Source organism: Leeuwenhoekiella palythoae (assembly GCF_900130045.1).
GTDB classification, from domain to species: Bacteria; Bacteroidota; Bacteroidia; order Flavobacteriales; family Flavobacteriaceae; genus Leeuwenhoekiella; species Leeuwenhoekiella palythoae.
Map to the genome: position 1 here is coordinate 413762 of NZ_FQXT01000002.1, position 21972 is coordinate 435733.

At 40.9% G+C, this 21972-nt stretch carries 16 protein-coding genes; 10 read left to right on the forward strand and 6 right to left on the reverse strand.

Translation table 11 applies throughout. The features are described 5' to 3' along the window. The first annotated feature begins 6 nt into the window (after nucleotides 1-6). Entirely contained in the window at nucleotides 7-2412 is a 2406-nt protein-coding gene (locus BUA96_RS05385; protein WP_072981115.1) for a TonB-dependent receptor plug domain-containing protein, read from the forward strand. A gap of 21 nt (nucleotides 2413-2433) precedes the next feature. Then, the gene (locus BUA96_RS05390; RefSeq protein WP_072981117.1) at nucleotides 2434-2814 is read left to right on the forward strand and encodes a hypothetical protein; all 381 of its coding nucleotides are present in this window, start codon (nucleotides 2434-2436) and stop codon (nucleotides 2812-2814) included. Nucleotides 2815-2823: 9 nt separating this feature from the next. Here BUA96_RS05390 and BUA96_RS05395 read toward each other — a convergent pair whose 3' ends face one another. Continuing rightward, on the reverse strand, nucleotides 2824-5370 hold the full coding sequence (locus tag BUA96_RS05395; RefSeq protein ID WP_072981119.1) for a cyclic nucleotide-binding domain-containing protein: 2547 nt from the start codon (nucleotides 5368-5370) through the stop codon (nucleotides 2824-2826). 287 nt (nucleotides 5371-5657) lie between these two features. On the opposite strand from BUA96_RS05395, the gene BUA96_RS05400 reads away from it, so the two are divergent. The 5 genes from BUA96_RS05400 (at nucleotide 5658) to BUA96_RS05420 (ending at nucleotide 12195) form a co-directional block, all read left to right on the forward strand. Further along, nucleotides 5658-6956, forward strand: coding sequence for a serine hydrolase domain-containing protein (locus BUA96_RS05400; RefSeq protein WP_084673063.1), 1299 nt, complete (start codon nucleotides 5658-5660; stop codon nucleotides 6954-6956). Between the two features lie 99 nt (nucleotides 6957-7055). Further along, complete coding sequence (gene ileS, locus BUA96_RS05405) at nucleotides 7056-10466, forward strand: isoleucine--tRNA ligase (protein WP_072981120.1); 3411 nt, start codon at nucleotides 7056-7058, stop codon at nucleotides 10464-10466. A 6-nt stretch (nucleotides 10467-10472) separates the two neighbouring features. Next, nucleotides 10473-10856, forward strand: a complete 384-nt coding sequence (locus BUA96_RS05410) for a TraR/DksA family transcriptional regulator (RefSeq protein WP_072981122.1) — start codon at nucleotides 10473-10475, stop codon at nucleotides 10854-10856. A gap of 67 nt (nucleotides 10857-10923) precedes the next feature. Continuing rightward, entirely contained in the window at nucleotides 10924-11556 is a 633-nt protein-coding gene (locus BUA96_RS05415; RefSeq protein WP_072981124.1) for a DUF4097 family beta strand repeat-containing protein, read from the forward strand. A 33-nt stretch (nucleotides 11557-11589) separates the two neighbouring features. Further along, complete coding sequence (locus tag BUA96_RS05420; protein WP_072981125.1) at nucleotides 11590-12195, forward strand: lipoprotein signal peptidase; 606 nt, start codon at nucleotides 11590-11592, stop codon at nucleotides 12193-12195. 6 nt (nucleotides 12196-12201) lie between these two features. Here BUA96_RS05420 and BUA96_RS05425 read toward each other — a convergent pair whose 3' ends face one another. Genes BUA96_RS05425 through BUA96_RS05445 form a run of 5 tightly spaced genes read right to left on the reverse strand, consistent with a single transcriptional unit; the run spans nucleotide 12202 to nucleotide 16233 of the window. Continuing rightward, the gene (locus BUA96_RS05425; protein WP_072981127.1) at nucleotides 12202-13341 is read right to left on the reverse strand and encodes a sensor histidine kinase; all 1140 of its coding nucleotides are present in this window, start codon (nucleotides 13339-13341) and stop codon (nucleotides 12202-12204) included. Nucleotides 13342-13397: 56 nt separating this feature from the next. After that, a complete protein-coding gene (locus BUA96_RS05430) occupies nucleotides 13398-13958 on the reverse strand; it encodes a 5-formyltetrahydrofolate cyclo-ligase (RefSeq protein WP_072981130.1) in 561 nt (186 codons plus the stop codon). Between the two features lies 1 nt (nucleotide 13959). Beyond that, a complete protein-coding gene (locus BUA96_RS05435) occupies nucleotides 13960-14934 on the reverse strand; it encodes a succinylglutamate desuccinylase/aspartoacylase family protein (RefSeq protein WP_072981132.1) in 975 nt (324 codons plus the stop codon). A gap of 4 nt (nucleotides 14935-14938) precedes the next feature. Next, nucleotides 14939-15811, reverse strand: coding sequence for a 30S ribosomal protein S6--L-glutamate ligase (gene rimK / locus BUA96_RS05440; protein ID WP_072981134.1), 873 nt, complete (start codon nucleotides 15809-15811; stop codon nucleotides 14939-14941). Beyond that, a complete protein-coding gene (locus tag BUA96_RS05445) occupies nucleotides 15808-16233 on the reverse strand; it encodes an ATP-dependent zinc protease family protein (protein ID WP_072981136.1) in 426 nt (141 codons plus the stop codon). Before BUA96_RS05445 ends, rimK begins: the two co-directional genes overlap by 4 nt. A 300-nt stretch (nucleotides 16234-16533) precedes the next feature. Here BUA96_RS05445 and uvrC point away from each other — a divergent pair, with 300 nt between their 5' ends. The 3 genes from uvrC (at nucleotide 16534) to BUA96_RS05460 (ending at nucleotide 21865) form a co-directional block, all read left to right on the forward strand. After that, a complete protein-coding gene (uvrC, locus tag BUA96_RS05450) occupies nucleotides 16534-18339 on the forward strand; it encodes an excinuclease ABC subunit UvrC (RefSeq protein WP_072981138.1) in 1806 nt (601 codons plus the stop codon). Continuing rightward, nucleotides 18329-20593: a patatin-like phospholipase family protein gene (locus BUA96_RS05455; RefSeq protein WP_072981139.1), complete on the forward strand. Its 2265-nt coding sequence runs from the start codon at nucleotides 18329-18331 to the stop codon at nucleotides 20591-20593. The genes uvrC and BUA96_RS05455 overlap by 11 nt, the downstream gene beginning before the upstream one ends. Before the next feature lie 111 nt (nucleotides 20594-20704). Continuing rightward, on the forward strand, nucleotides 20705-21865 hold the full coding sequence (locus tag BUA96_RS05460; RefSeq protein WP_072981141.1) for a homogentisate 1,2-dioxygenase: 1161 nt from the start codon (nucleotides 20705-20707) through the stop codon (nucleotides 21863-21865). The last annotated feature ends 107 nt before the right edge of the window (nucleotides 21866-21972 follow it).

Consider the following 21972-nt stretch of genomic DNA (forward strand, 5'->3'; position numbering starts at 1 on the left):
ACATTTATGAGATTACCCCTTACTTTGTTGCTTTTTTGTGTTTTTTCGTTGACCCTTCACGCCCAAACGATCAAACTGCTGGATAAAGACACCCAAGCGCCGGTAGCCAATGCCGCGCTCTATAATACCTCAAAGGCAACCTATGTGGTAAGTGATGAAGAAGGAAATGCAGATGTATCGGCCTTCACAAAATCTGAAACTATTTTTATCACGCACGTCTCCCACATCACCTTAAAAACCACAAAGGCGGCGATCGTTGCTGAAGGTAATGTGGTCTATCTGGATGATAATGAGAACCAACTTAACGAGGTGGTGCTTTCGGTGTCAAAATTTGAGCAGGAGTCTAAGGATATCGCTCAAAAAATAGTAAGTCTGGATGCTGAAGATGTTGAACTTAAAAATCCGCAAACAGCGGCAGACTTTCTAAGTCAGAGTGGGCAGGTTTTTGTTCAAAAGAGTCAGTTGGGTGGCGGTAGCCCTATGATACGTGGTTTTTCAACAAATCGATTGTTGTTGACGGTAGATGGTGTGCGTATGAATACGGCGATTTTTAGATCAGGAAACCTTCAGAATGTGATCAATATCGATCCTTTTACCATTGATCAAACCGAAGTTATTTTAGGTCCGGGATCTGTGGTGTATGGTAGTGACGCGGTTGGCGGTGTGATGAATTTTTATACTAAAAAACCGGCCTTTTCTTTTGAAGAAGGTACTGCATTTTCAGGAATGGCGCTTACTCGATATGCTACAGCAAATAACGAAAAAACCGGTCACATCGACTTCAATATTGGTGCTAAGAAGTGGGCGTTTTTAACCAGCGTAAGCTATTCTGATTTTGACGATCTGCGTATGGGAAGTCATGGCCCTGAAGATTATTTACGGCCCGAATATGTGGTGACACAAAACAGTGTGGATACGGTGGTAGAAAATGACGATCCCAATGTGCAAACGCCTACAGGTTTTGATATGATCAACCTTACTCAAAAAGTGCGCTATATGCCCAACAGTATTTGGGATTTTAATCTTGGGTTGCATTATAGCAATACGTCAGACTACGCGCGTTACGATAGGCTTACACGAACCAGAAACGGGCAGCTGCGCTCTGCAGAATGGTACTACGGCCCGCAATTGTGGTTTATGGGAAATCTTCAAATCGATAAAAAAGGAAACGGCGATTTTTATGACGATGCTAAGCTTACTGCGGCAATTCAATATTTTGAAGAAAGTAGAAACGATCGTGATTTTGGAGCAACTACTTTATATACCACGCAAGAGCAGGTGAACGCCTATTCTTTAGATCTTGATTTTACTAAGAAAATGGGCTCAAATCAGTTGTTTTATGGGTTGGAATATGTGTATAACAAAATTGGTTCCTACGGAAAGCAAACCGATATCAACACCGGCGACCAGGCAGCAACTGCAACCCGCTATCCTGATGATTCCAGCTGGCAATCACTGGCAGCCTATTTAAGTGGACAGTTCAATTTGGCTGAAAGTTTAACCTTGCAAACCGGCGTGCGGTACAATCATATATTGATCGATGCGACTTTTGATGATAACTTTTATGATTTTCCGTTTGAAAAGGCAGATGTAAGCTTCGGAAATTTCACCGGAAACGCCGGCTTGAATTGGCAAACGGCAGAAAATTTCAATCTTAAACTGAATCTGGGCACAGCCTTTAGAGCGCCTAATATTGATGATATCGGGAAAATCTTTGACAGCGAACCCGGGTCTGTGGTGGTGCCTAATCCCGATCTTAAAGCAGAATATGCATATAATGCCGAGTTGGGTGCCGCGTGGCGTATTGATGAAAAGTTACGTCTGGATGTGGCAACCTATTACACGCATTTGAACAATGCACTTGTGCGTCGTGATTTTAGTCTAAACGGGGAGACAACCGTAGATTATCAAGGCGAGCCGAGTAATGTACAGGCAATTCAAAATGCTGCAAGTGCTGAGGTGTATGGCGTTGAAGCCGGTTTAGAATATTTATTTACCAAAAACATTAAACTCACCTCTCAGGTCACAGTTACTGAAGGAAGTCAGGAAGAAGATGATGGCAGCGATGCGCCGTTGAGACACGCTGCACCACTCTTTGGAAATACGCACCTGATTTACCGTATGAAGCGCTGGAAGTTTGACGCTTCTGCAGAATATAATGGGCAATTTGATTATGACGAACTCGCCCCATCGCAACAGGGTAACGCTTATTTGTACGCGCTGGATGCCGATGGTAATCCCTACTCACCGCGCTGGTACACTTTGAATGTATACAGTGAATACCAGATCGCTCAAAACTGGAAAGCGACCGCCGCCTTAGAAAACATCACAGATCAGCGCTACCGCCCCTATTCTTCAGGGATTTCAGCACCGGGACGTAATTTAATTATGGCGTTGAAGTATACGTTTTAATAGTTAAGAAATCTAAAGAAGATGAAACATTTATTTTTTGTTGTGTTTTTTTTGGTTTTTGCAGGTTGTGAGATTTCAAATGAAAGAAAAATAGTAAGTAAAGAGACTGCTATAAATTCTGAAATAAAAAATGAAGAATCATTTAACCGAGGCTTTATAAAATTAAATAAACAGTATTATATTTCTCAAAACACAAAGTCCATTTCAAATGATGAGCTTATTCAGTTGGGAGATATAGAACCGCCATATTCGCTTATTAAAAACAGGGGTAACGATACGCTAATCGTTATTAAAAAAAGCGATACACTATTTTTTAAGTTGATCGATTATTCCAAAGACAATCAATACGATCCTACATTTAAAGATTTGATAAGAAGCCTATTTGGTGATTCAATCCAGTAGTAATACTTTCTAAACTGGTTTTTGCAATGCCTGCTTGATCACCTCACTCCAGATCGCATAACCTTTTTTGTTGAGGTGCAAGCCGTCTGACATATAGAGTTCGGGGTTGGGTTTGTCGTCTAGCGAGATCATTTGTGAGAACACGTTGATGAATTGCGCATCCAAGCCTGTGATCACATATTCTGAAAGCAGTTCGTTAAGCTCCATAAATTGCGGGATGAGATGCGCGCGTTCCACACTGGGTTTTAAGCTGATGACCGCCAGGGGAACTTTAGGGTATTTTGTTTTAACCGCTTTGATAAGCTCTTTAAAGTCGGCTAAAACTTCAAGTGGCGTGCGGCCTTGTGTAATGTCGTTTTCACCGGCATATAGAACAAGCTTCGACGGATTCACATCTTGAAAGATTTCCTCAAAATAGTGCAAACACCAAGCATACGTAGAGCCACCAAATCCCAAGTTTAAAGTGTGCATGGGTGCAAGATCTTCTTGCATATGCACCCACAACCGCACCGAAGAACTGCCGTAGAAAACGTACAAATCTTCTTGATTTTTCAGTTTTTCAACACGACGACGCAGGCGTTTGATCTCGTTGGCCCACATTACCGGTGGTTCTTCTTCCGGCACCGCCGAAAAATTACTGGTCATCAACCTTTTTACTTTTTCGCGAGCTTCGGCCACATAGTCTGCATACTTTTTTTGATAATCTTCTACAAAAGCTTTGACCAAAACAGGATCATTTTTAGCCACGTGATCACTCATTTTAAAAGGCTTCAGGATGTTGCAGTAAAACAAGGTGTCGTTGATGCGTTTATCAAAATTCACCAAAACGATCGGGACGATGAGCGGTTCGGTTTTGAGATTTAGAGCGAGGTTAAAGGCGCCTGTTTTAAAAGCTCCGGGAGATTCTTCAGAAGTGTATGAAGTGCCTTCCGGACTGATGATGAGATTCTTTTTGTTTTTTAAAAATTCGCTCGCCGCCGTATAAAAAATACTTCGGTTGCTGGTTTTAGCAGCGGCTTCCGGTAGTTCAGATTCTTTGGTGTACACATTGATGTAGCCTAGATTTTCATAATAATTTTGATGTCCGTATTCCTGACCTTGAGCGATGCGCACCGTGCGTATGCCGGGCTCACCGTATTTATCATCAAGCAAAACGCTGATAAAGTGCGAGTCTAAAGTGATCTGAAATTGATTATTCAGCGTATAAAATGGATGATTCAACAAGTGGTTGTAAATAAAAATATGCCCGGAATCCTCAGGTAGATTCTCTAAACCTTCCACGTGCACCATAACCTGTTTTAGCGTTTCGCGTGTGGCTTGCGCACAAGCTTTGCGTTTGTATTGCGGACTGGTTTCAGGATTTTTTTCGGCGACCGCCTCATAAATATTGCGCAACGCATTTTTAAACTGATGTTCACGCCGATCGTGTTTTAAAAACTCGAGACTCAGCGATGCGATGTGTCGCTCTAAGCTTGAGCCTTGCGTTACTAAATTTTGTAAGGTTTCATACGCAAACGCTTTGGTGGTTTGATCTTTCAACAAATGAAATACCGAATGCAATCCCGAATTCACGGTAAGCCGCGAGCGGTTATTTTCGATCAGTTGATATACGGCATCAATGCTGTGTTTGCCTAAGAGCGAAGTATACCTAATGAACGCCGCATTAATTTGATTGCCTATGAGCCAAATGAGGCGGTGGTAAAAGCGTTTTTTGAGTCGGTCATCTTCTTCCAGAAGCTGGTGTAAATCCAGATGATTGATAAAGTATACCGCTGTTTTTTCAGTGGTGATGGCATTGCAAATATCAGGAAGATTGAGCAGGGAAGACCAGCCAAAAATAAATCCCGAATTAGAGATACTACGCTGACTGATATCTACTTTACCTTCTATGCGCTTGATGGCCACTTCGCCGTGAATCAAGATGTACAAACCCTCTGAAGCGTTGTCTTGCGCATAAATGATTTCGTTAGGCTCATAATCGCGGCGTTGCGCAAGTTTGGCGAGTTTACCTAAATGCAGTTCAGAAAACTGATCAAGAAACGGGGAGCGCCGCATCAATTGAACGATCTCAGATTTCTCGATAGATGCATTTACATAATAATGTTCGTCTTTCGGGATTTGAAAATTACGTGGTTGTAAAAGCGAAGCCTGTTTGCACAAGGCATTTTTGAGCAAGTGATAATTGTTTTGACCAATAGTGAGAAGCAAGCTGTTAACTTGAGGAATATCGGCTTTAAAATCCTTTAAAGGCACTTTATAAAAACGCGCCTGATCACTGGCAATTTTTGCGCTGAAGGTATAACGTTCAGGAGTGAAAAATCCATTCCAACCTAGAGTGGTAAAAGGAATTTCGCAATGCGCTACTTGTATTTCTTGTTGCGGATTTTGTTGTTGCGTATAAAAATCCAGATTCCCGTCAATGAGCCAGAAAAGATGCTTTACTTTTTTATGAATCGTACAAAGCGTATCGCCTTTATGGTGTGTAACGAGTTGGCCGGTAGGCAGAATTTCTTGTAAAAGATCTAGCGAAATTTTAGGAGCGGTGAGCGTTTTCAAAAGGCATCGGGTTTTAAGTCTTTACAAATTATCGCATTATGCTTAAAAACCGATCGCAGTTGTACGTTCTCGCAGCATTTTTATGAATTTGTAAATTTTAGATATCTAGAATTTTTATTTTGATAAATACCGCGATACCTTCCATATAAATACAAGAAATCGTCGCTTGTGAAGTCGAGATTGAATATTTTAGATCGCGATTATTTTACGCGACAAATGAGGTCGAATAGCGTGAGGTTTGCCTCATTTTTTTTTAACTAAATGCTCTCAGGGATCTGACTCTTTCTATGAATACGTTTACGACTTTTATGCTGTTGTGTTTTACGCTTGGAGCCCTGGCTCAAAATCGAACTTTTACAGCGCCTTTAGATACTCAACCGGTCACAAATGCAGCTATTGACGCTCGGGTAGATTCGATTATGATACAGGCGATCGAAGCAAAGGCGTTTCCCGGAGCAACACTTTTGGTTGCACAAAGCGGAAACATCATTTTTAATAAAACTTATGGATTTCATACCTATGATAGTGTTCAAAAGGTAGCGCCAGGCGATCTCTACGATTTGGCTTCGGTTACTAAAGTTACCGCCGCCTTACCCGCGATTATGAAACTGATTGATGAAGGAAAACTTGATCTAGATGAGAAATTCAGCACCTATTGGAAACCTTGGAAACGCCGAAAGGATAAGCGGGATTTAACGCTAAGAGAAATACTGGCACATCAAGCCGGTTTGGAACCGTATATTGTTTTTTTGAATGATGTTTTGAAAGAAGATGGAAGCTTCAAGCGCCGTTTTGTGCGTTCGGAAAAATCCCGAAGATTTTCTGTAGAAACCTATAACGGACTTTTTCTTAACAAGCGTTTTGTGCGTAAAATGTATAGAAAGATCAATCGCTCTGAAGTTTCCGAAGAAAAAAAATATAAATACTCAGGCTTAACCTTTTTGCTCTATCCGCAAATTGTGGAAAACCTTACCGGCATTCCCTACGAGCAGTATGTACAGGAAAATTTTTATACTCCGCTAGGTGCAAAAAACCTAATGTTTAATCCTGAAAAGCATCACTTTCCTGAATCACGTATCATTCCCACCGAAGAAGATTCGGTTTACCGAAAGGCTTATGTTAAAGGCTGGGTACACGATGAAAATGCAAGTCTGTTAGGTGGTGTGTCAGGAAATGCCGGGCTGTTTGCCACCGCAGAAGATCTGGCAAAATTGATGCAGATGTATGTAAATATGGGTGTTTATAACAACAAAAGATATATTTCTGAAGCGACATTGAAAGAATTTACTCGGGTGCAATATCCTGAGAATGATAACCGTCGCGGTCTAGGTTTTGACAAGCCCTATCTCAATAATGCTGAAAATGCCCTGCCGGATTCATACCCTAATCCAGAGGTGAGCGCATCTAGTTTTGGTCACAGCGGTTTTACAGGAACTTTCGTTTGGGCAGATCCCGAGCACGAATTGGTTTTTGTTTTTCTGTCAAATCGGGTGTATCCCACACGCACGCATACGGCCATTTATGATCTTAATGTACGGCCACGATTGATGCACGTTTTTTACCAAGAGTTGCAATTAACCAAGTAGGATGAAGTCTGAAATTATGGCTATGTTAAGGCATTCTTTTTAAAGGTTTTTTCTAATCTAAATTCCGTAATTTTGCACACTTATTAGAAAACGCATATCATGAGCACAAAGTTCCCTGAATATAAAGGACTTGACCTGCCTAAAGTAGCTGAAGAAATTTTAGCCTATTGGAAGGAAAACGACATATTTGAAAAAAGTATTTCTACGCGTGAAGGCAATGAACCTTATATCTTTTTTGAAGGTCCGCCATCTGCAAACGGAATGCCTGGTATTCACCATGTTATGGCGCGTGCGATCAAGGATATTTTTTGCCGTTTTCAAACCCAAAAAGGAAAGCAGGTAAAACGTAAGGCCGGTTGGGATACTCACGGACTTCCGGTAGAACTTGGTGTGGAGAAAGAATTGGGTATTACCAAAGAAGATATCGGGAACAAGATCAGCGTTTCAGAATACAACGAAGCCTGTAAAAATGCGGTAATGCGTTACACCGATGTGTGGAACAACCTTACCGAGCAGATGGGATATTGGGTAGATATGGAAGATCCCTATATCACCTACAAGCCAAAATACATGGAAACGGTATGGTGGCTGCTTAAGAATATTTATAACCAAGGCCTTATTTACAAAGGCTACACGATACAGCCGTATTCACCAAAAGCCGGTACCGGTTTAAGTTCGCACGAACTCAATCAACCCGGGACGTATCAGGATGTTACGGATACTACGGTAACCGCGCAGTTTAAAGTGGTTGAGGATGAAACCTATAAAGCTTCTCCGCTTGCTGCTTTTGACGGAACAAAATATTTGATGGCCTGGACGACCACTCCGTGGACCTTGCCTTCAAACACGGCATTGACGGTTGGTAAGAAAATAGACTATGTTTTAGTAAAAACCTTCAACCAATATACGTTTGAGCCTATTCAGGTGGTGATCGCGAAAGCTTTGGTTGGAAAGCAGTTTACCAAGAAATTCTTTGCTGCAGAAAGTGAAGGAGATTTTGGAAACTTCAGTGAAGCAGATAAGAAGATTCCTTATCAAATCCTTTCTGAATTTAAAGGAAGCGAATTATTAGAATTACGATATGAACCGGTGATCGATTATGTACAGCCGCACGACAATCCGCAGGATGCGTATCGCGTGATCGCAGGAGACTTCGTAACTACCGAAGACGGTACGGGTATCGTTCATACCTCACCAACCTTTGGTGCAGATGATGCGATGGTGGCTAAACAAGCCGAACCTCAAATTCCGCCGATGTTGGTTAAAGATGAGAACGGTAATTTGGTGCCGCTTGTTGACTTGCAAGGGCGTTTCCGTCCTGAACTGAAAGAGTTTGGTGGTAAGTATGTGAAAAACGAGTATTACGATGAAGGAGAAGCACCTGAGAAGAGTGTAGATGTTGAAATCGCGATCAAACTCAAAGAAGAAAATAAAGCTTTTAAGGTTGAAAAGTATGTACACAGTTATCCAAACTGCTGGCGTACCGATAAACCTATTTTATACTATCCTTTAGATTCCTGGTTCATCAAAGTAACCGATGTGCGTGACCGTATGCACGAGTTGAATCTAGGCATCAACTGGAAACCAAAAGCAACCGGTGAAGGCCGTTTTGGTAACTGGTTAGCCAATGCCAACGATTGGAATTTATCGCGTTCGCGTTATTGGGGGATTCCATTACCAATCTGGAGAACTGAGGATGGTAAAGAAGAAATCATCATTGGTTCGGTTTCCGAACTAAAAGAAAAAATAGCAGAAGCTGTTGAAGCCGGTGTCATGGACAGCGATCCATTTGCTGATTTTGTGCCGGGTGATATGAGCGAAGCCAATTATGACTTGATCGACCTGCATAAAAATGTGGTTGATGAGATCAAACTGGTTTCGCCAAGCGGTAAACCAATGCGTCGTGAAGCAGATTTGATTGACGTGTGGTTTGATAGCGGAAGTATGCCGTATGCGCAATGGCACTACCCTTTTGAGAATAAAGAAATGGTTGAAGAAACCTGGCGTAAAGCCGACTTTATCGCAGAAGGAGTTGACCAGACCCGCGGTTGGTTCTATACGCTGCACGCCATCGCAACGATGACTTTTGACGATGTTGCGTATAAAAACGTAGTTTCAAACGGACTCGTTTTAGACAAGAACGGTCAGAAGATGTCTAAGCGTTTGGGTAATGCGGTAGATCCGTTTACGACGCTGAATACTTTTGGGCCTGATGCGACGCGTTGGTATATGATCAGTAACGCAAATCCTTGGGATAACCTTAAGTTTGATCTAGACGGAATCACAGAGATTCAGCGTAAGTTCTTCGGAACCTTGTATAACACGTATTCGTTCTTCTCGCTGTATGCGAATCTGGATAATTTCACCTATGCGGAAGCTGATATAGAATGGAAAGACAGACCGGAAATCGACCGCTGGATTCTTTCAGAATTACACACGTTGATCGCGCAGGTAGAGAAGTTTTATTCAGAATACGAGCCTACTAAAGCTACACGTGCAATTTCAGACTTCGTTCAAGAAAATCTAAGTAACTGGTTTGTGCGTTTAAGTCGTCGCCGTTACTGGAAAGGCGAGTATGCACACGATAAGATTTCGGCGTATCAAACCCTATATCAATGTCTGGTAACTGTTGCAAAGTTGGGAGCTCCTGTAGCGCCATTCTTTATGGATCGTTTGTATAAGGACCTGAATGGATTAACCAACAAGGAAGCTGCAGAAAGCGTACACCTTTCAGATTTCCCTGAAAGCAATACCGCGTTTATAGATACGACTTTAGAACATAAAATGCAGAAAGCACAAACGATCTCATCGTTAACGCTTTCGCTTCGCGCTAAAGAAAAAATAAAAGTACGTCAGCCGTTGCAGCGTATTATGATTCCGGTGCTTGATGAAGCGCAACGCGAGGAAATTATTGCGGTACAAGATTTGATCAAATCAGAAGTAAACGTCAAAGAGATCGAGTTGATCGATGACGCCTCAGGTATTTTGGTCAAAAATATCAAACCGAACTTTAAAGTGCTGGGGCCGCGTTTTGGTCGAGATATGAAAGTGGTGGCAAACGCTATAAACGCGATGAGCGCTCAAGACATCTCAACAATTGAAAATGAGGGCGAAATCACTGTGGACATTAATGGAAAAAGTGTTACTTTGGCGCCCGAAGACGTAGAAATCACTTCACAAGATATTGAGGGGTGGTTAGTTGCAAGCAGCGGCTCACTCACCGTTGCCTTAGACGTTACTTTGACAGACGAATTGAAAAAAGAAGGTATCGCAAGAGAATTAGTAAACAGAATTCAGAATTTGAGAAAAGATTCAGGATTTGAGGTTACTGATAAAATTGAAGTACAATTACAACGTGACGGTAAGGTCGAGCAAGCCGTTAACGACAACTTAGAATATATTAAAAGGGAAACGCTCACCGCAAAACTCGACGTTGCAGAGCAAGTTACTAACGGTATAGCCATAGCATTTGATGATGTAGAAACAAAGCTGGCTATAAAAAAACAGTAAACAACAATGGCGACAGACACTAAAGAACGTTACAGCGATGCAGAATTAGAAGAATTTCGCGTGATCATTCAGCAGAAAATAGATAAGGCTCAAAATGATCTTGACCTTATTAAAAGTGCTTATATGAATGATGGTAATAACGGTACTGATGATACTTCACCTACTTTTAAAGCTTTTGAAGAAGGTAGTGAGACTATGAGTAAAGAAGCAAATTCTGCGCTCGCCATCCGTCAAGAAAAATTTATACGTGACTTAAAGAACGCATTAAACCGCATACAGAACAAAACTTATGGTATTTGCCGCGTTACCGGTAAACTTATCAATAAGGAGCGTTTAAAGCTAGTTCCTCACGCTACATTGAGCATTGAGGCAAAGAACATGCAGAAATAAGACACGTCATCATTGTTTACAAAAACGCTTCAGTAGAATCTGGAGCGTTTTTTGTTTATAGCGCCTTATGAGATCTATTAATCACATTACCTTATTTTTTGCTTTGCTTGCTTGCTTGAATTCCGCTTTTGCGCAAAAGAAGATGGTATTGACGGAGCCTGCGGAACATCTCAAAGGTATTTTTATAGAGTCTGATCAAATTTTTCAGATCTATGTGAAAGCTACAAATTCTGACCAACTGGTTATCAGCACAGAGGTTGAGGGAGAAACTTTTGAAACCCTTGAGATCGACACTTCGCTTCAAAATGATCTGTTATACATCACCACCGGAAGATCGGTAGGCTTTAAAGCGTTTGATGATAAGTTGGCGGCGCACAAGGTCTTGTCAGTTGTTTTGCATATAGAATTACCGGCGAATAAAGAATTGTGGGTAAATTCATCGTTGGCTTCGGTTGAAGCGCAAGGCGCATTTTCTTATCTGAATTTAAACCTTTCCGGCGGAAGGGTTAACCTTTTAGATTTTACCGGAAGCGGAGTGGTTAACACGCTTCGAGGGGCCATTGACGTAGAGACGAGAACTACTAAAATAGAAGCTTCAAGCCGCAACGGAAGCCTTCACGTAGCGACAAGCCCTGTGTCGCTTTACAAACTCACTTTAAAAAGTGTTGACGGAAGTATAAGCGTCACCCAATCTGAATAAATTAAGTATTTTTACCGCTCTTAAATACAGCACATGTCATTAAAAAAGGCCGTAGGCATTATCGTTCTTATTCTTCTTATAGACCAGATTAGTAAGATTTACATAAAAACGCATTTTCAGTTACAGGAGCAAATTGTAGTTTTTGATTGGTTCAGAATTCTTTTTGTTGAAAATGAAGGAATGGCCTGGGGTGCTAAAATTCCCGGAAACTACGGTAAGATAATATTGACGCTTTTTAGAATTGGGATTCTTCCGCTTATAGGTTATTGGCTTTACGACAGCGTCAAGAAAAATGGTTCGCGCATTCTTATCGTGGGGATCGCACTCATTTTTGCGGGTGCCTTTGGTAACATTATCGACTCTATTTTCTACGGGGTGATTTTTGACAGCAGTGCTGGCCAGCTGGCAACCTTTTTGCCTGAAGATGGTGGGTATGCGAACGTATTTTACGGTCGCGTGGTAGATATGCTTTATTTCCCTATTTGGGAGGGTTACCTGCCCGAATGGCTTCCTATCTGGGGCGGAGATTACTTTACCTTCTTTAATGCTGTATTTAATATTGCAGATATGGCGATCAGTACAGGAGTAGGTTTACTGCTGGTTTTTAACAAGCGCGCTTTTGCGAAAGACAAAGCTTAACCGGCGTTATAAGGTGATAATAAATTTGGTTCCGTATCCTAATTTACTCGTTACCTCAATCTTACCGCCTAACGCTTCAATCTCATTTTTGACGATGAATAAACCAACAGACTGGCTGTTCTCATTATTGTCTGAACTGCGTGTCATATGAAAGAGTTGGTCTTTGTTTCGATCTAAATCGTAGCCTTTGCCGTTATCCTCAATGATCAGAGACAGTTTCTTCTTATTTTCTAAACAGTAGGCTTTTATTTCAGGCTTACGCGCAGGACTTTTATTGATGATTCCGTTTTTGATAAGCGTAAATAAGATATTATCTAAAAAAGAAGGATTGTATTCAATGGTAGGAACTTCAGAAAAATCACAGTATAAATAGGCTTCTTCTTGTTCTATAAGCGTGCGTAATTTAGTTTTAGCCCGCTCAAAAGCTTCTTCTAGATTGATAGCTTCTAAAGGCTGCGCTGCCCTATTTTGTATGGAAACCACCTCTTTTAAGCGTGCGACTGTACCGTTGAGACTTTCAGCAATTTCCTTATAATTATTAAAAAGCTCTTTTTGATCCTGAGGTAGTTTTGTCACATCAACTAACTGACTTGTTAGTTCTAGGTTGTTTACATGCGATTTGATGTTGTGCGAAACATAATCTGCAAAAGTGAATAAGCGCGAATTGTTGGCTTCCACAGTCTCGATGGCTTTTTCAAGCATCAATTCGCGTTCTTTTTCTTTGTCAACATTAACAACAACGCCTCTTAGTCCTATGACTTTACCTTTTTTATCTTGTATAGGTTTAGAAATGGCGTGTGCCCAAAACGTCTTGTTAGTGTACGTCACCATTTTGATCACTTTATCAAAAGAGGGTGTTCCTGAAGATAATTGATTAAAACTGTTTACCACAACATCGTGATATTCCATGTCAAAAAAATGCAGCGTGTGTTTTAAAGAAGGTGTGTAATTCTCGGGTGTTTCCAGAATATTGCGCATTTGATCATCTATAAAACTCTTTTTGTTGATAAAGTCTATACGCCAACTTCCGGCACCTACCATTGCGGCAATTTGCTCATAAAAAAAGCTTTCTTCTTGATCTTTAGTGGTCGTAGTAGGCTTTTTATTCAGAAATGAAAAAAATCCGTTTTGAGATTTTTCAGACATGCGCTAAGTATTTTTTGAAATGGGAGGCTGAATATAGTAAAAAAAATGCTGTGACGTTAAAACCTGTAGGTTTTGTTGGGTGTAACACAGTGTGTTAGCGGAATATCGTAGCCTGAAAATTCTAATGCATCTTCCGCCTCAAAAAAGGAAAGTCCGATTTTTAAACAATCGGGTTTGCAGGAAGCTAAAAACCTATCGTAAAAACCTTTTCCATACCCCAATCTATTCCCTTGTTTATCAAAAGCCAGTAGCGGAATAAAAACTACATCTAGTTGTTGCGGCTGCACTTCAAAACCATTTTGGGGCTCGGGAATTCCCCAGCTATTGATCTTGAGCGTCGTGTTATCGGTAAGTAAAAAATGCTGCATCGTCGACGCTTCAAAATCACTTTTTGAAACCACAATATTCTTGTCTTTACCGTTGAGTATGTTGAGAAGATATTCGGTATTGATCTCCTTTAATTTTTCAATAGTGAGAAACACGTGATAGGTTTCAAAACCCCAAATATCCATCTGAAGCAGTTTATTTGCAATAGCCAGGCTTTTTTCATCACAAGCCACAGGCGTTAAAGCTTCTCGCAGTTGTTTGTATTTAGCCCGAAGTTCTTTTTTTTCCATATTAAACCAATTCGGTAGAGATATGAAAAATAGCGTCTCCTTGATATACTAAAGAAGCTTCGTTAGTATTGATGATGTAGCCGTCATTAGAAGCCTTCACTTTGTGTCTAAAAGTTCCGTATGGATCTGTAATCGTGGCAATAACTTCGTTTTTTTCTACAAAATCGCCACAAGTGCTTTTAAGGTGCAGCAAGCCGCTGTATTTAGCTCTAAGCCAAGAACTGCTTTTGATCGTGATAGAATCTTTACTCTGTTGTGGCGCTTCAAAATCTTTAGAAAGCATTTTAAAATGACTAAGAATACGCATTACTCCGTGCACGCCGGCACGGGCAATATCTTTATCACTTATTTGAGATTTTCCACCCTCAAAAAGCAACACCGGAATATTCATTTTCTCGCAGGTAGAGCGATAGGATTTTGAAATGTTTTTAGAATAAACAATAAAAGGCGCCCCAAAGAGCTTAGCGTATTGCATTAATTCTTCTTTGTCAGGATCTACGCGTATTTGCGCAACATTAAATCTGCTTCCGCCACCCGTATGAAAATCCATACAAAAATCTGCTAGCGGCAAAATTTTATTGGTGAATTGATACGCAAACCTACTTGCTAAAGAACCATTTTGGGTTCCGGGAAAAACGCGATTTAGATCCCTGCCGTCAGGAAATGCGCGTTCCATATTGAGAAAACCAAAAACGTTGATTACCGGGATACAGATAATCGTTCCGCGTGCCGGTCTGTTTATTTTCTTTGAAATTACTTGTCGTACGATCTCTACTCCATTGATCTCATCGCCGTGAATTCCGGCGGTAATTAGAATACAAGGCCCCGGTTTTTTTGCGCGTTGAATGATGATAGGCACTTCAACCGAAGTAGTAGTGTACAGCTTAGCCAGATTAAAATTTAGCGTGCGCCGTTGTCCCGGAGCGATTTTTTCGCCCAGAATGTGCAGCACATCATTGTCGTCAAAACCAGTCATACTATTATACTCCGCGTTCTATATATCTAATAATGCTTTTAGCGATATCCTTTCCTGTAGCTTTCTCGATGCCTTCTAATCCCGGAGACGAATTGACCTCAAGAATTAGAGGTCCGCGGGCACTTTGTAGCATATCAACGCCGGCAACGCCAAGTCCCATAGCTTTTGCTGCTTTGATCGCCGCGTTTTCTTCCTCATCAGAAAGTGTGATCACCTCGGCAGTACCGCCACGGTGAAGATTAGAGCGAAACTCGCCCTCTTTTCCCTGACGTTTCATTGCACCTACAACCTGTCCATCAATCACAAAAGCTCTGATGTCTGCACCTTTTGCTTCTTTGATGAATTCTTGCACGATCACCCGTGCTTGTAATCCATTAAAGGCTTCGATCACAGACTCTGCCGCGTTTTTAGTTTCTGCTAAAACCACACCCAGACCTTGCGTTCCTTCAAGTAATTTAATGATAAGAGGAGCGCCGCCTACGTGATCGATAATTTCAGCAACGTCACGGCTATAGTTAGTAAAAACTGTTTTAGGCAAGCCCAAACGTGCACGGGATAATATTTGTAAACTGCGCAACTTGTCGCGACTGCGCACTAAAGCCTGAGATTCTGTCGTGGTAAAACAACCCATCATCTCAAACTGGCGTACCACAGCAGTACCGTAGTACGTTATAGATGCACCAATACGTGGGATGATCGCTTCGGTGTCAGAAAGATAGCGACCTTTATAGTATACTGAAGGTTTTTTCTTTTCGATAATTAAATCGCACTTCAGCGGGTCTATGACTTCTACATTATGCTTGCGCTTTTTTGCGGCCTCAATAAGGCGTGCGGTAGAATATAAACCAGAGTTTCTAGATAATATTTTTATGTTCATAGGGTTTGTTGAGCATGGGACACATCGGTCAGTTCTGTGTCTACGATAAATTTTTTGGTGAGAAATTTACGACCAATCAATACAGGAAAACGCATATCCTCACGAGAACTTAAGGTAAGTGATATTTTATAAACTTTACCAAATAGTCGGATGTTGCTTTGCACCACATAACGATACTGAATCTCACCATTACTACTTTTAACGGCAGTGATGTCATAAGACTCAAACTGCATTTCTTTCCCGTTGTATTCTGGATGTTTAGGGTCTAAAAACGTACAGCGTAATATGTTGTCTTCTTCGCGTATATGATTACAATGAATAGACGAAGTATAGGCACCGGTATCAATCTTAACATCAATATCTGATAATCCCAATGCAGGGAAATCTGCTCGGTCGGTTCGGCCTATGACAACTTTTTCCATATACTGCAATTTACTAAAAGCATATTTCTTTTTTTAAGGCTCCCATTTAAAACTAGGTTAAACAATGCGACATCGTGATAAGCGGCGGCCATTAAGGCGTAAATATACTATGTTATTGGCATCGCCAAAGGTTTAAATATTCTATCCTGAAAACTAGCGTGATGTCTTGAAATTAAAATGTGTCGCCATCAAACGTCTTATGGGCTTGTTATGAAAGGATTATCTGATGCTTGTCTCGGGTTCTGTAAAGGCAGGTTAATAAATTTTTTTAGCGCGCGATAAGCCGTAAATTTGGTTGGTATGGAAACCCCTGAATTAGAAATACAACTTAAAACTTTACCCAACAGTCCCGGCGTTTATCAGTATTACGATAAAAAGGGGAAATTGTTATATGTGGGCAAAGCCAAAAACTTAAAAAAGCGTGTCTCCTCTTATTTCAATAAAAAGCACGACAATGCCCGCACCCATTTACTGGTAAAAAAGATTGCAAACATTAAGCATATTGTAGTTAACAGCGAGACCGATGCGCTTCTGCTGGAAAACAATATGATTAAAAATTATCAGCCGCGCTATAACGTGATGCTTAAGGATGATAAGAGTTATCCTTGGATTTGCATTAAAAATGAGCGGTTTCCCAGAGTGTTTCCTACCCGAAGATTAATAAAAGATGGCAGTGAATATTATGGTCCGTACACCAGTATGAAAACCGTGCACACCTTGCTTGATCTTATAAAAGGCTTGTATCCACTGCGTACGTGTAATTATGATTTGTCTAAAGAAAAGATAGAATCAGGTAAATACAAAGTATGTTTAGAATACCATTTAGGGAATTGTTTAGGGCCTTGCGAGGATAAAATTTCGGCGAAAACCTATCACGATAATATAGATGCGATTCGGGAGATCGTTAAGGGGAATTTTAAAGATTCGTTGCATCGCTTCAGATCACAAATGAAGGCGCATGCCGAAGCGATGGAGTTTGAAGATGCGCAACGCATTAAAGAAAAAATCGAGGTGCTCGAGGGATATCAAGCCAAAAGCACCGTGGTAAATCCGTCGATCAATAATGTTGATGTTTTTAGTATCGTGTCTGATGAAGGCTACGGCTATGTCAATTTTTTACAACTTTCGCACGGGGCGATCATTAGATCACACACTTTAGAACTCAAAAAGAAATTAGACGAGTCTGATGCAGAGTTGCTCGCCATTGGGATCATTGAGATTCGACAACGCTTCAACTCGCAATCTTCAGAAATTTATGTTCCGTTTGAACTTGATCTGGGAGATGGCATTCGGGTTACCGTGCCTAAGTTGGGAGACAAAAAACGCATTGTGGAACTCTCTGAACGCAATGCGAAATACTTCAGGATGGAGCGCTTCAAGCAAACTAAAATCGTTGATCCTGATCGTCACGTAAATCGCCTGATGGCACAGATGAAATCAGATTTGCGCCTTTCAGTAGAGCCACGCCACATAGAGTGTTTTGACAACTCAAACATTCAAGGAACCAATCCTGTTGCTGCTTGTGTGGTCTTTAAAGATGGGAAACCCAGCAAAAAAGATTATCGTAAGTTTAATATAAAAACTGTAACGGGAGCTAACGATTTTGCGTCTATGGAAGAGGTGGTTTTTAGAAGATACAGGCGCCTGCTTAATGAAGATGAACCGTTACCGCAATTGATTATTGTGGATGGAGGAAAAGGCCAATTGTCGTCTGGAGTTAAAGCTTTAGAGACCTTGGGCTTACGCGGAAAGATCGCAATTATTGGGATAGCAAAACGCTTAGAAGAATTGTTTTATCCTGGAGATTCGATTCCGTTGTATTTAGATAAGAAGAGTGAAACGTTAAAAGTGATTCAGCAATTGCGTAATGAGGCGCATCGCTTTGGGATTACCTTTCATAGAAACAAACGCAGTAAAGCAGCAATTAACACCGAACTTGAAACCATTCCCGGAATTGGAGAAAAAACGGTGATAGAATTATTAAGACATTTTAGATCGGTAAGCAAAGTGAAAAAAGCTTCAGAAACCGCATTGAGCGAAGTTATAGGTCCGGCTAAAGCCAAAATCATCATTAAACATTATCAGCAAACCACAAATGAGAATTAATTACAGTTTACTTTTATTAGTACTCGTGCATTGGGCAGTGATCGCTCAAGACAGCACGGCTGTAGATTTTTCAAAAATTCCGCAAGGTGAAGAATTAAAAGTTGGTCTTGTGCTTAGTGGCGGTGGCGCTAAAGGTTTGGCGCATATAGGCGTTTTAAAAGAAATTGAAGCCGCAGGTATTGAAATTGATTACATTGGTGGTACCAGTATGGGCGCTATCATTGGTGGTTTATACGCTTCAGGCTATAACGCGCATCAGTTAGATTCTATTTTTGAGTCGGTTGATTTTGAAAAACTCATTCAGGATGATTTGCCACGAAGTGCACAGTCATTTTATGAGCGAGCAGATCGCGAGCGTTATGCGATCGCGCTTCCTTTTGAGCATTTTAAAGTCTCTTTTCCTTCGGCTTTATCTAAAGGTCAAAATATTTACAACCTGTTTACTAAACTCACGCATCACGTAAAAGAAACCGATGATTTTTCAGCGCTTGACATTCCGTTTTTTTGTGTGGCTACCGATGCCGAAAAAGGCCAGGCGATCATTCTGGATAAAGGCTGTTTGCCCGAAGCGATAACCGCCAGTGGGGCGCTTCCATCGTTATTCAGTCCGGTGTTGCTTGATGATCGCGTGCTTATTGATGGTGGTGTGGTAAATAATTATCCGGTGGAAGAATTGCGCAAACGCGGCGCTAATTTTATCATCGGTGTTGATGTACAAGATGGCTTACGTGGCAAGGACGAATTAAAAAGCGCACCTGAAATGCTTTTGCAGATCAATAACTATCGTACCATTGAAGCGATGCGGGATAAAGTTGCACAAACTGATATTTACATAAAGCCCAATATTGAGGGCTACACGGTTGTTGATTTTGATCGCGGAGCGGAAATCATTAAAGGTGGTCAGGAAAAAGCCGAAGCTTATGATGATGCCTTTAGAAAGTTGGCAGCGCTTCAGCATGAAACCTATACAAAACCGGAGCTCAAACTCAATCAGCACGATACATTGCGTATTAAAAGCGTTGCGATCAACGGCAATGTGTACTATACCCGCTCGTATATTTTAGGAAAGCTAAAGATCAAAACGCCGGCAAAAATGACCTATCAAGAACTTTTTGATGGGATTAATAATCTCGCGGCGACTAACAACTTTCAGCGTATAAATCACCGGTTAGAACAATATGATTCAGGCGAAAGCCATCTGATCATTAACCTTACTGAAAGTGAGACAACCACGTATGCAAAAGCGGGCATTCATTATGATGATATTTATAAAAGTGCAGCGCTGATCAATGTTACTAAAAAACGCTTGCTGTTTAAAAACGACATTGCTTCGTTTGATCTGGCTTTAGGAGATAATATTCGGTATAACTTTGATTACTATAGCGATAATGGATTTTATATAGGTTTTGGTCTGCGCTCGCGTTATAACAGTTTTGAAAGCCGCGTAGATGCCCGTTTTGTTGAGGAAGTGAGCGATCTGCCACTGGAGAATTTCAACAGTTTGCAAATCGATTATACAGATTTTACTAATCAAGTCTATTTGCAAACTCTGTTTCAGAAACAATTTGCTTTAAGTCTGGGGCTCGAGCATAAATTTCTTAAAATAGATACCGAAAGTATTCGGGTTGATGAAGACAATGAGGGGAAGTTATACTTTGATAACAGTCATTATTATAGTACTTACGGCCAACTTCTGCTAGATACATTTGATAATAAATACTTTCCTACTTCGGGATGGTATTTTAATGGAGATTTTCATTTGTATCTATTCTCCTCTGATTATAATGAGAATTTTGAAGAGTTTTCTATTGGCAAAGCCGAAGTAAAATATGCTAAAAAGTTGTTTCCTAAATTTTCTATGCAGCTTTCGGCTATGGGAGGATTTAAAATTGGTGCGACCGGAAATGGTACGCTTAACTTCGTTTTAGGCGGTTGGGGAAATGATTTTATCAATAACATCGTTCCGTTTTACGGTTACGAATTGATAAGCAGTAATGGCGACGGACTCGTAAAATCTGAAATTACGTTTGACTATAATTTTTACCGAAAGAATCACCTCAACTTTGGGGCAAACTTTGCCAATCTTGAGAACGATCTTTTTACTACCGGAAACTGGCTTAGCGCTCCTGACTTTACAGGATATTATGTGGGGTATGGTCTGGAAACTATTGTAGGCCCTTTGCAAACTAAAATCTCGTATTCTCCAGAGATCGAAGATGTATTCTGGAACTTCAGTTTAGGATTTTGGTTTTAAGAAAATATTAGTCTGTTTAGCTGTGTATTTTACGATATTTGTGAAAAACTATATCGTTTTCGAAGAATGATTCAAAAGATGTAGTTTCTAGAACTTTAAAATTGAAACGCTATGCCTTTCTATCATCAATTAGGTAAAATTCCTCATAAACGCCATACGCAGTTTAGAAAACCAGACGGGAGCTTGTATTACGAGCAGCTTTTTGGTACCATTGGTTTTGACGGAATGTACAGCAATATGTACCACGAGCAGCGGCCTACACAAGTAAAAGAAATCAAAAGCAGCAAAAGCGTCAAACCTAAGGTAGCTAAGGCCAATCATATTCAGTCGTATCGCTTTAGAGGTTTTGAGATCAAGCCCGAAGCTGATTATTTAGACAGCCGTAAACCGGTTTTAACCAACAGCGATTGCACAATTATTTTAGCTGCGCCAAAGAGCAAAACGCAAGATTATTTTTATAAGAATAGTGATGCAGACGAACTGATTTTTGTGCATCGCGGCAGTGGTAAATTCCGCAGTCATCTGGGGAATCTTGATTTTAAATATGGCGATTATCTGTTGATTCCGCGGGGAACTATTTACAAATTAGATTTTGATACTGAAGATAATAGGCTCTTTATCGTTGAATCTAGAAGACCCATTTACACGCCTAAGCGCTACCGCAACTGGTTTGGTCAATTGCTGGAGCACTCCCCATTTTGTGAGCGCGATTTGCGCCGCCCGTACGAATTGGAAACTAACAACGAATCGGGTGAATTTTTAATGAAAATCAAAAAGCAAGACGACCTTTTTGATATGGTGTACGCATCGCATCCCTTTGATGTGGTGGGTTATGACGGGTACAATTATCCTTATGCGTTTTCTATTCACGATTTTGAACCCATTACGGGGCGCGTGCATCAACCACCACCGGTGCATCAAACTTTTGAGACTGATGCTTTTGTGGTGTGCAGCTTTTGTCCGCGTAAATACGATTATCATCCTCAGAGTATTCCGGCGCCATACAATCACAGCAACATCGACAGCGATGAGGTGTTGTACTACGTTGACGGTGATTTTATGAGCCGAAATGATATTGAAGCCGGGCATATTTCATTGCATCCGGCGGGCATCCCGCACGGGCCGCATCCGGGAGCTACAGAGCGCAGTATCGGCAAAACAGAAACCGAAGAACTCGCGGTTATGGTAGATACGTTTAAACCGCTGCAAATCTGTGAAGACGCGATGCCAATTGCAGATGAGACCTACTATAAATCGTGGCTAGAGCATTAATTATTAAATGAGTATTAGAAGCTATTTCCTGCTTTCCGCTGTATCTTTTTAATGCTTTCGCCTTTAGGCTCAACCAGTAAAAAGGATGCCGCTGCAATCAGGGCTAA

Coding starts and splice junctions, on each gene's coding strand:
- BUA96_RS05415 (WP_072981124.1), top strand. CDS start 10,924: ATGAGATCTATTAATCACATTACCTTATTTTTTGCTTTGCTTGCTTGC.
- BUA96_RS05400 (WP_084673063.1), top strand. CDS start 5,658: ATGAATACGTTTACGACTTTTATGCTGTTGTGTTTTACGCTTGGAGCC.
- uvrC (WP_072981138.1), top strand. CDS start 16,534: ATGGAAACCCCTGAATTAGAAATACAACTTAAAACTTTACCCAACAGT.
- BUA96_RS05435 (WP_072981132.1), bottom strand. CDS start 14,934: ATGACTGGTTTTGACGACAATGATGTGCTGCACATTCTGGGCGAAAAA.
- BUA96_RS05420 (WP_072981125.1), top strand. CDS start 11,590: ATGTCATTAAAAAAGGCCGTAGGCATTATCGTTCTTATTCTTCTTATA.
- BUA96_RS05410 (WP_072981122.1), top strand. CDS start 10,473: ATGGCGACAGACACTAAAGAACGTTACAGCGATGCAGAATTAGAAGAA.
- BUA96_RS05390 (WP_072981117.1), top strand. CDS start 2,434: ATGAAACATTTATTTTTTGTTGTGTTTTTTTTGGTTTTTGCAGGTTGT.
- BUA96_RS05385 (WP_072981115.1), top strand. CDS start 7: ATGAGATTACCCCTTACTTTGTTGCTTTTTTGTGTTTTTTCGTTGACC.
- rimK (WP_072981134.1), bottom strand. CDS start 15,811: ATGAACATAAAAATATTATCTAGAAACTCTGGTTTATATTCTACCGCA.
- BUA96_RS05460 (WP_072981141.1), top strand. CDS start 20,705: ATGCCTTTCTATCATCAATTAGGTAAAATTCCTCATAAACGCCATACG.
- BUA96_RS05425 (WP_072981127.1), bottom strand. CDS start 13,341: ATGTCTGAAAAATCTCAAAACGGATTTTTTTCATTTCTGAATAAAAAG.
- BUA96_RS05430 (WP_072981130.1), bottom strand. CDS start 13,958: ATGGAAAAAAAAGAACTTCGGGCTAAATACAAACAACTGCGAGAAGCT.
- ileS (WP_072981120.1), top strand. CDS start 7,056: ATGAGCACAAAGTTCCCTGAATATAAAGGACTTGACCTGCCTAAAGTA.
- BUA96_RS05445 (WP_072981136.1), bottom strand. CDS start 16,233: ATGGAAAAAGTTGTCATAGGCCGAACCGACCGAGCAGATTTCCCTGCA.
- BUA96_RS05455 (WP_072981139.1), top strand. CDS start 18,329: ATGAGAATTAATTACAGTTTACTTTTATTAGTACTCGTGCATTGGGCA.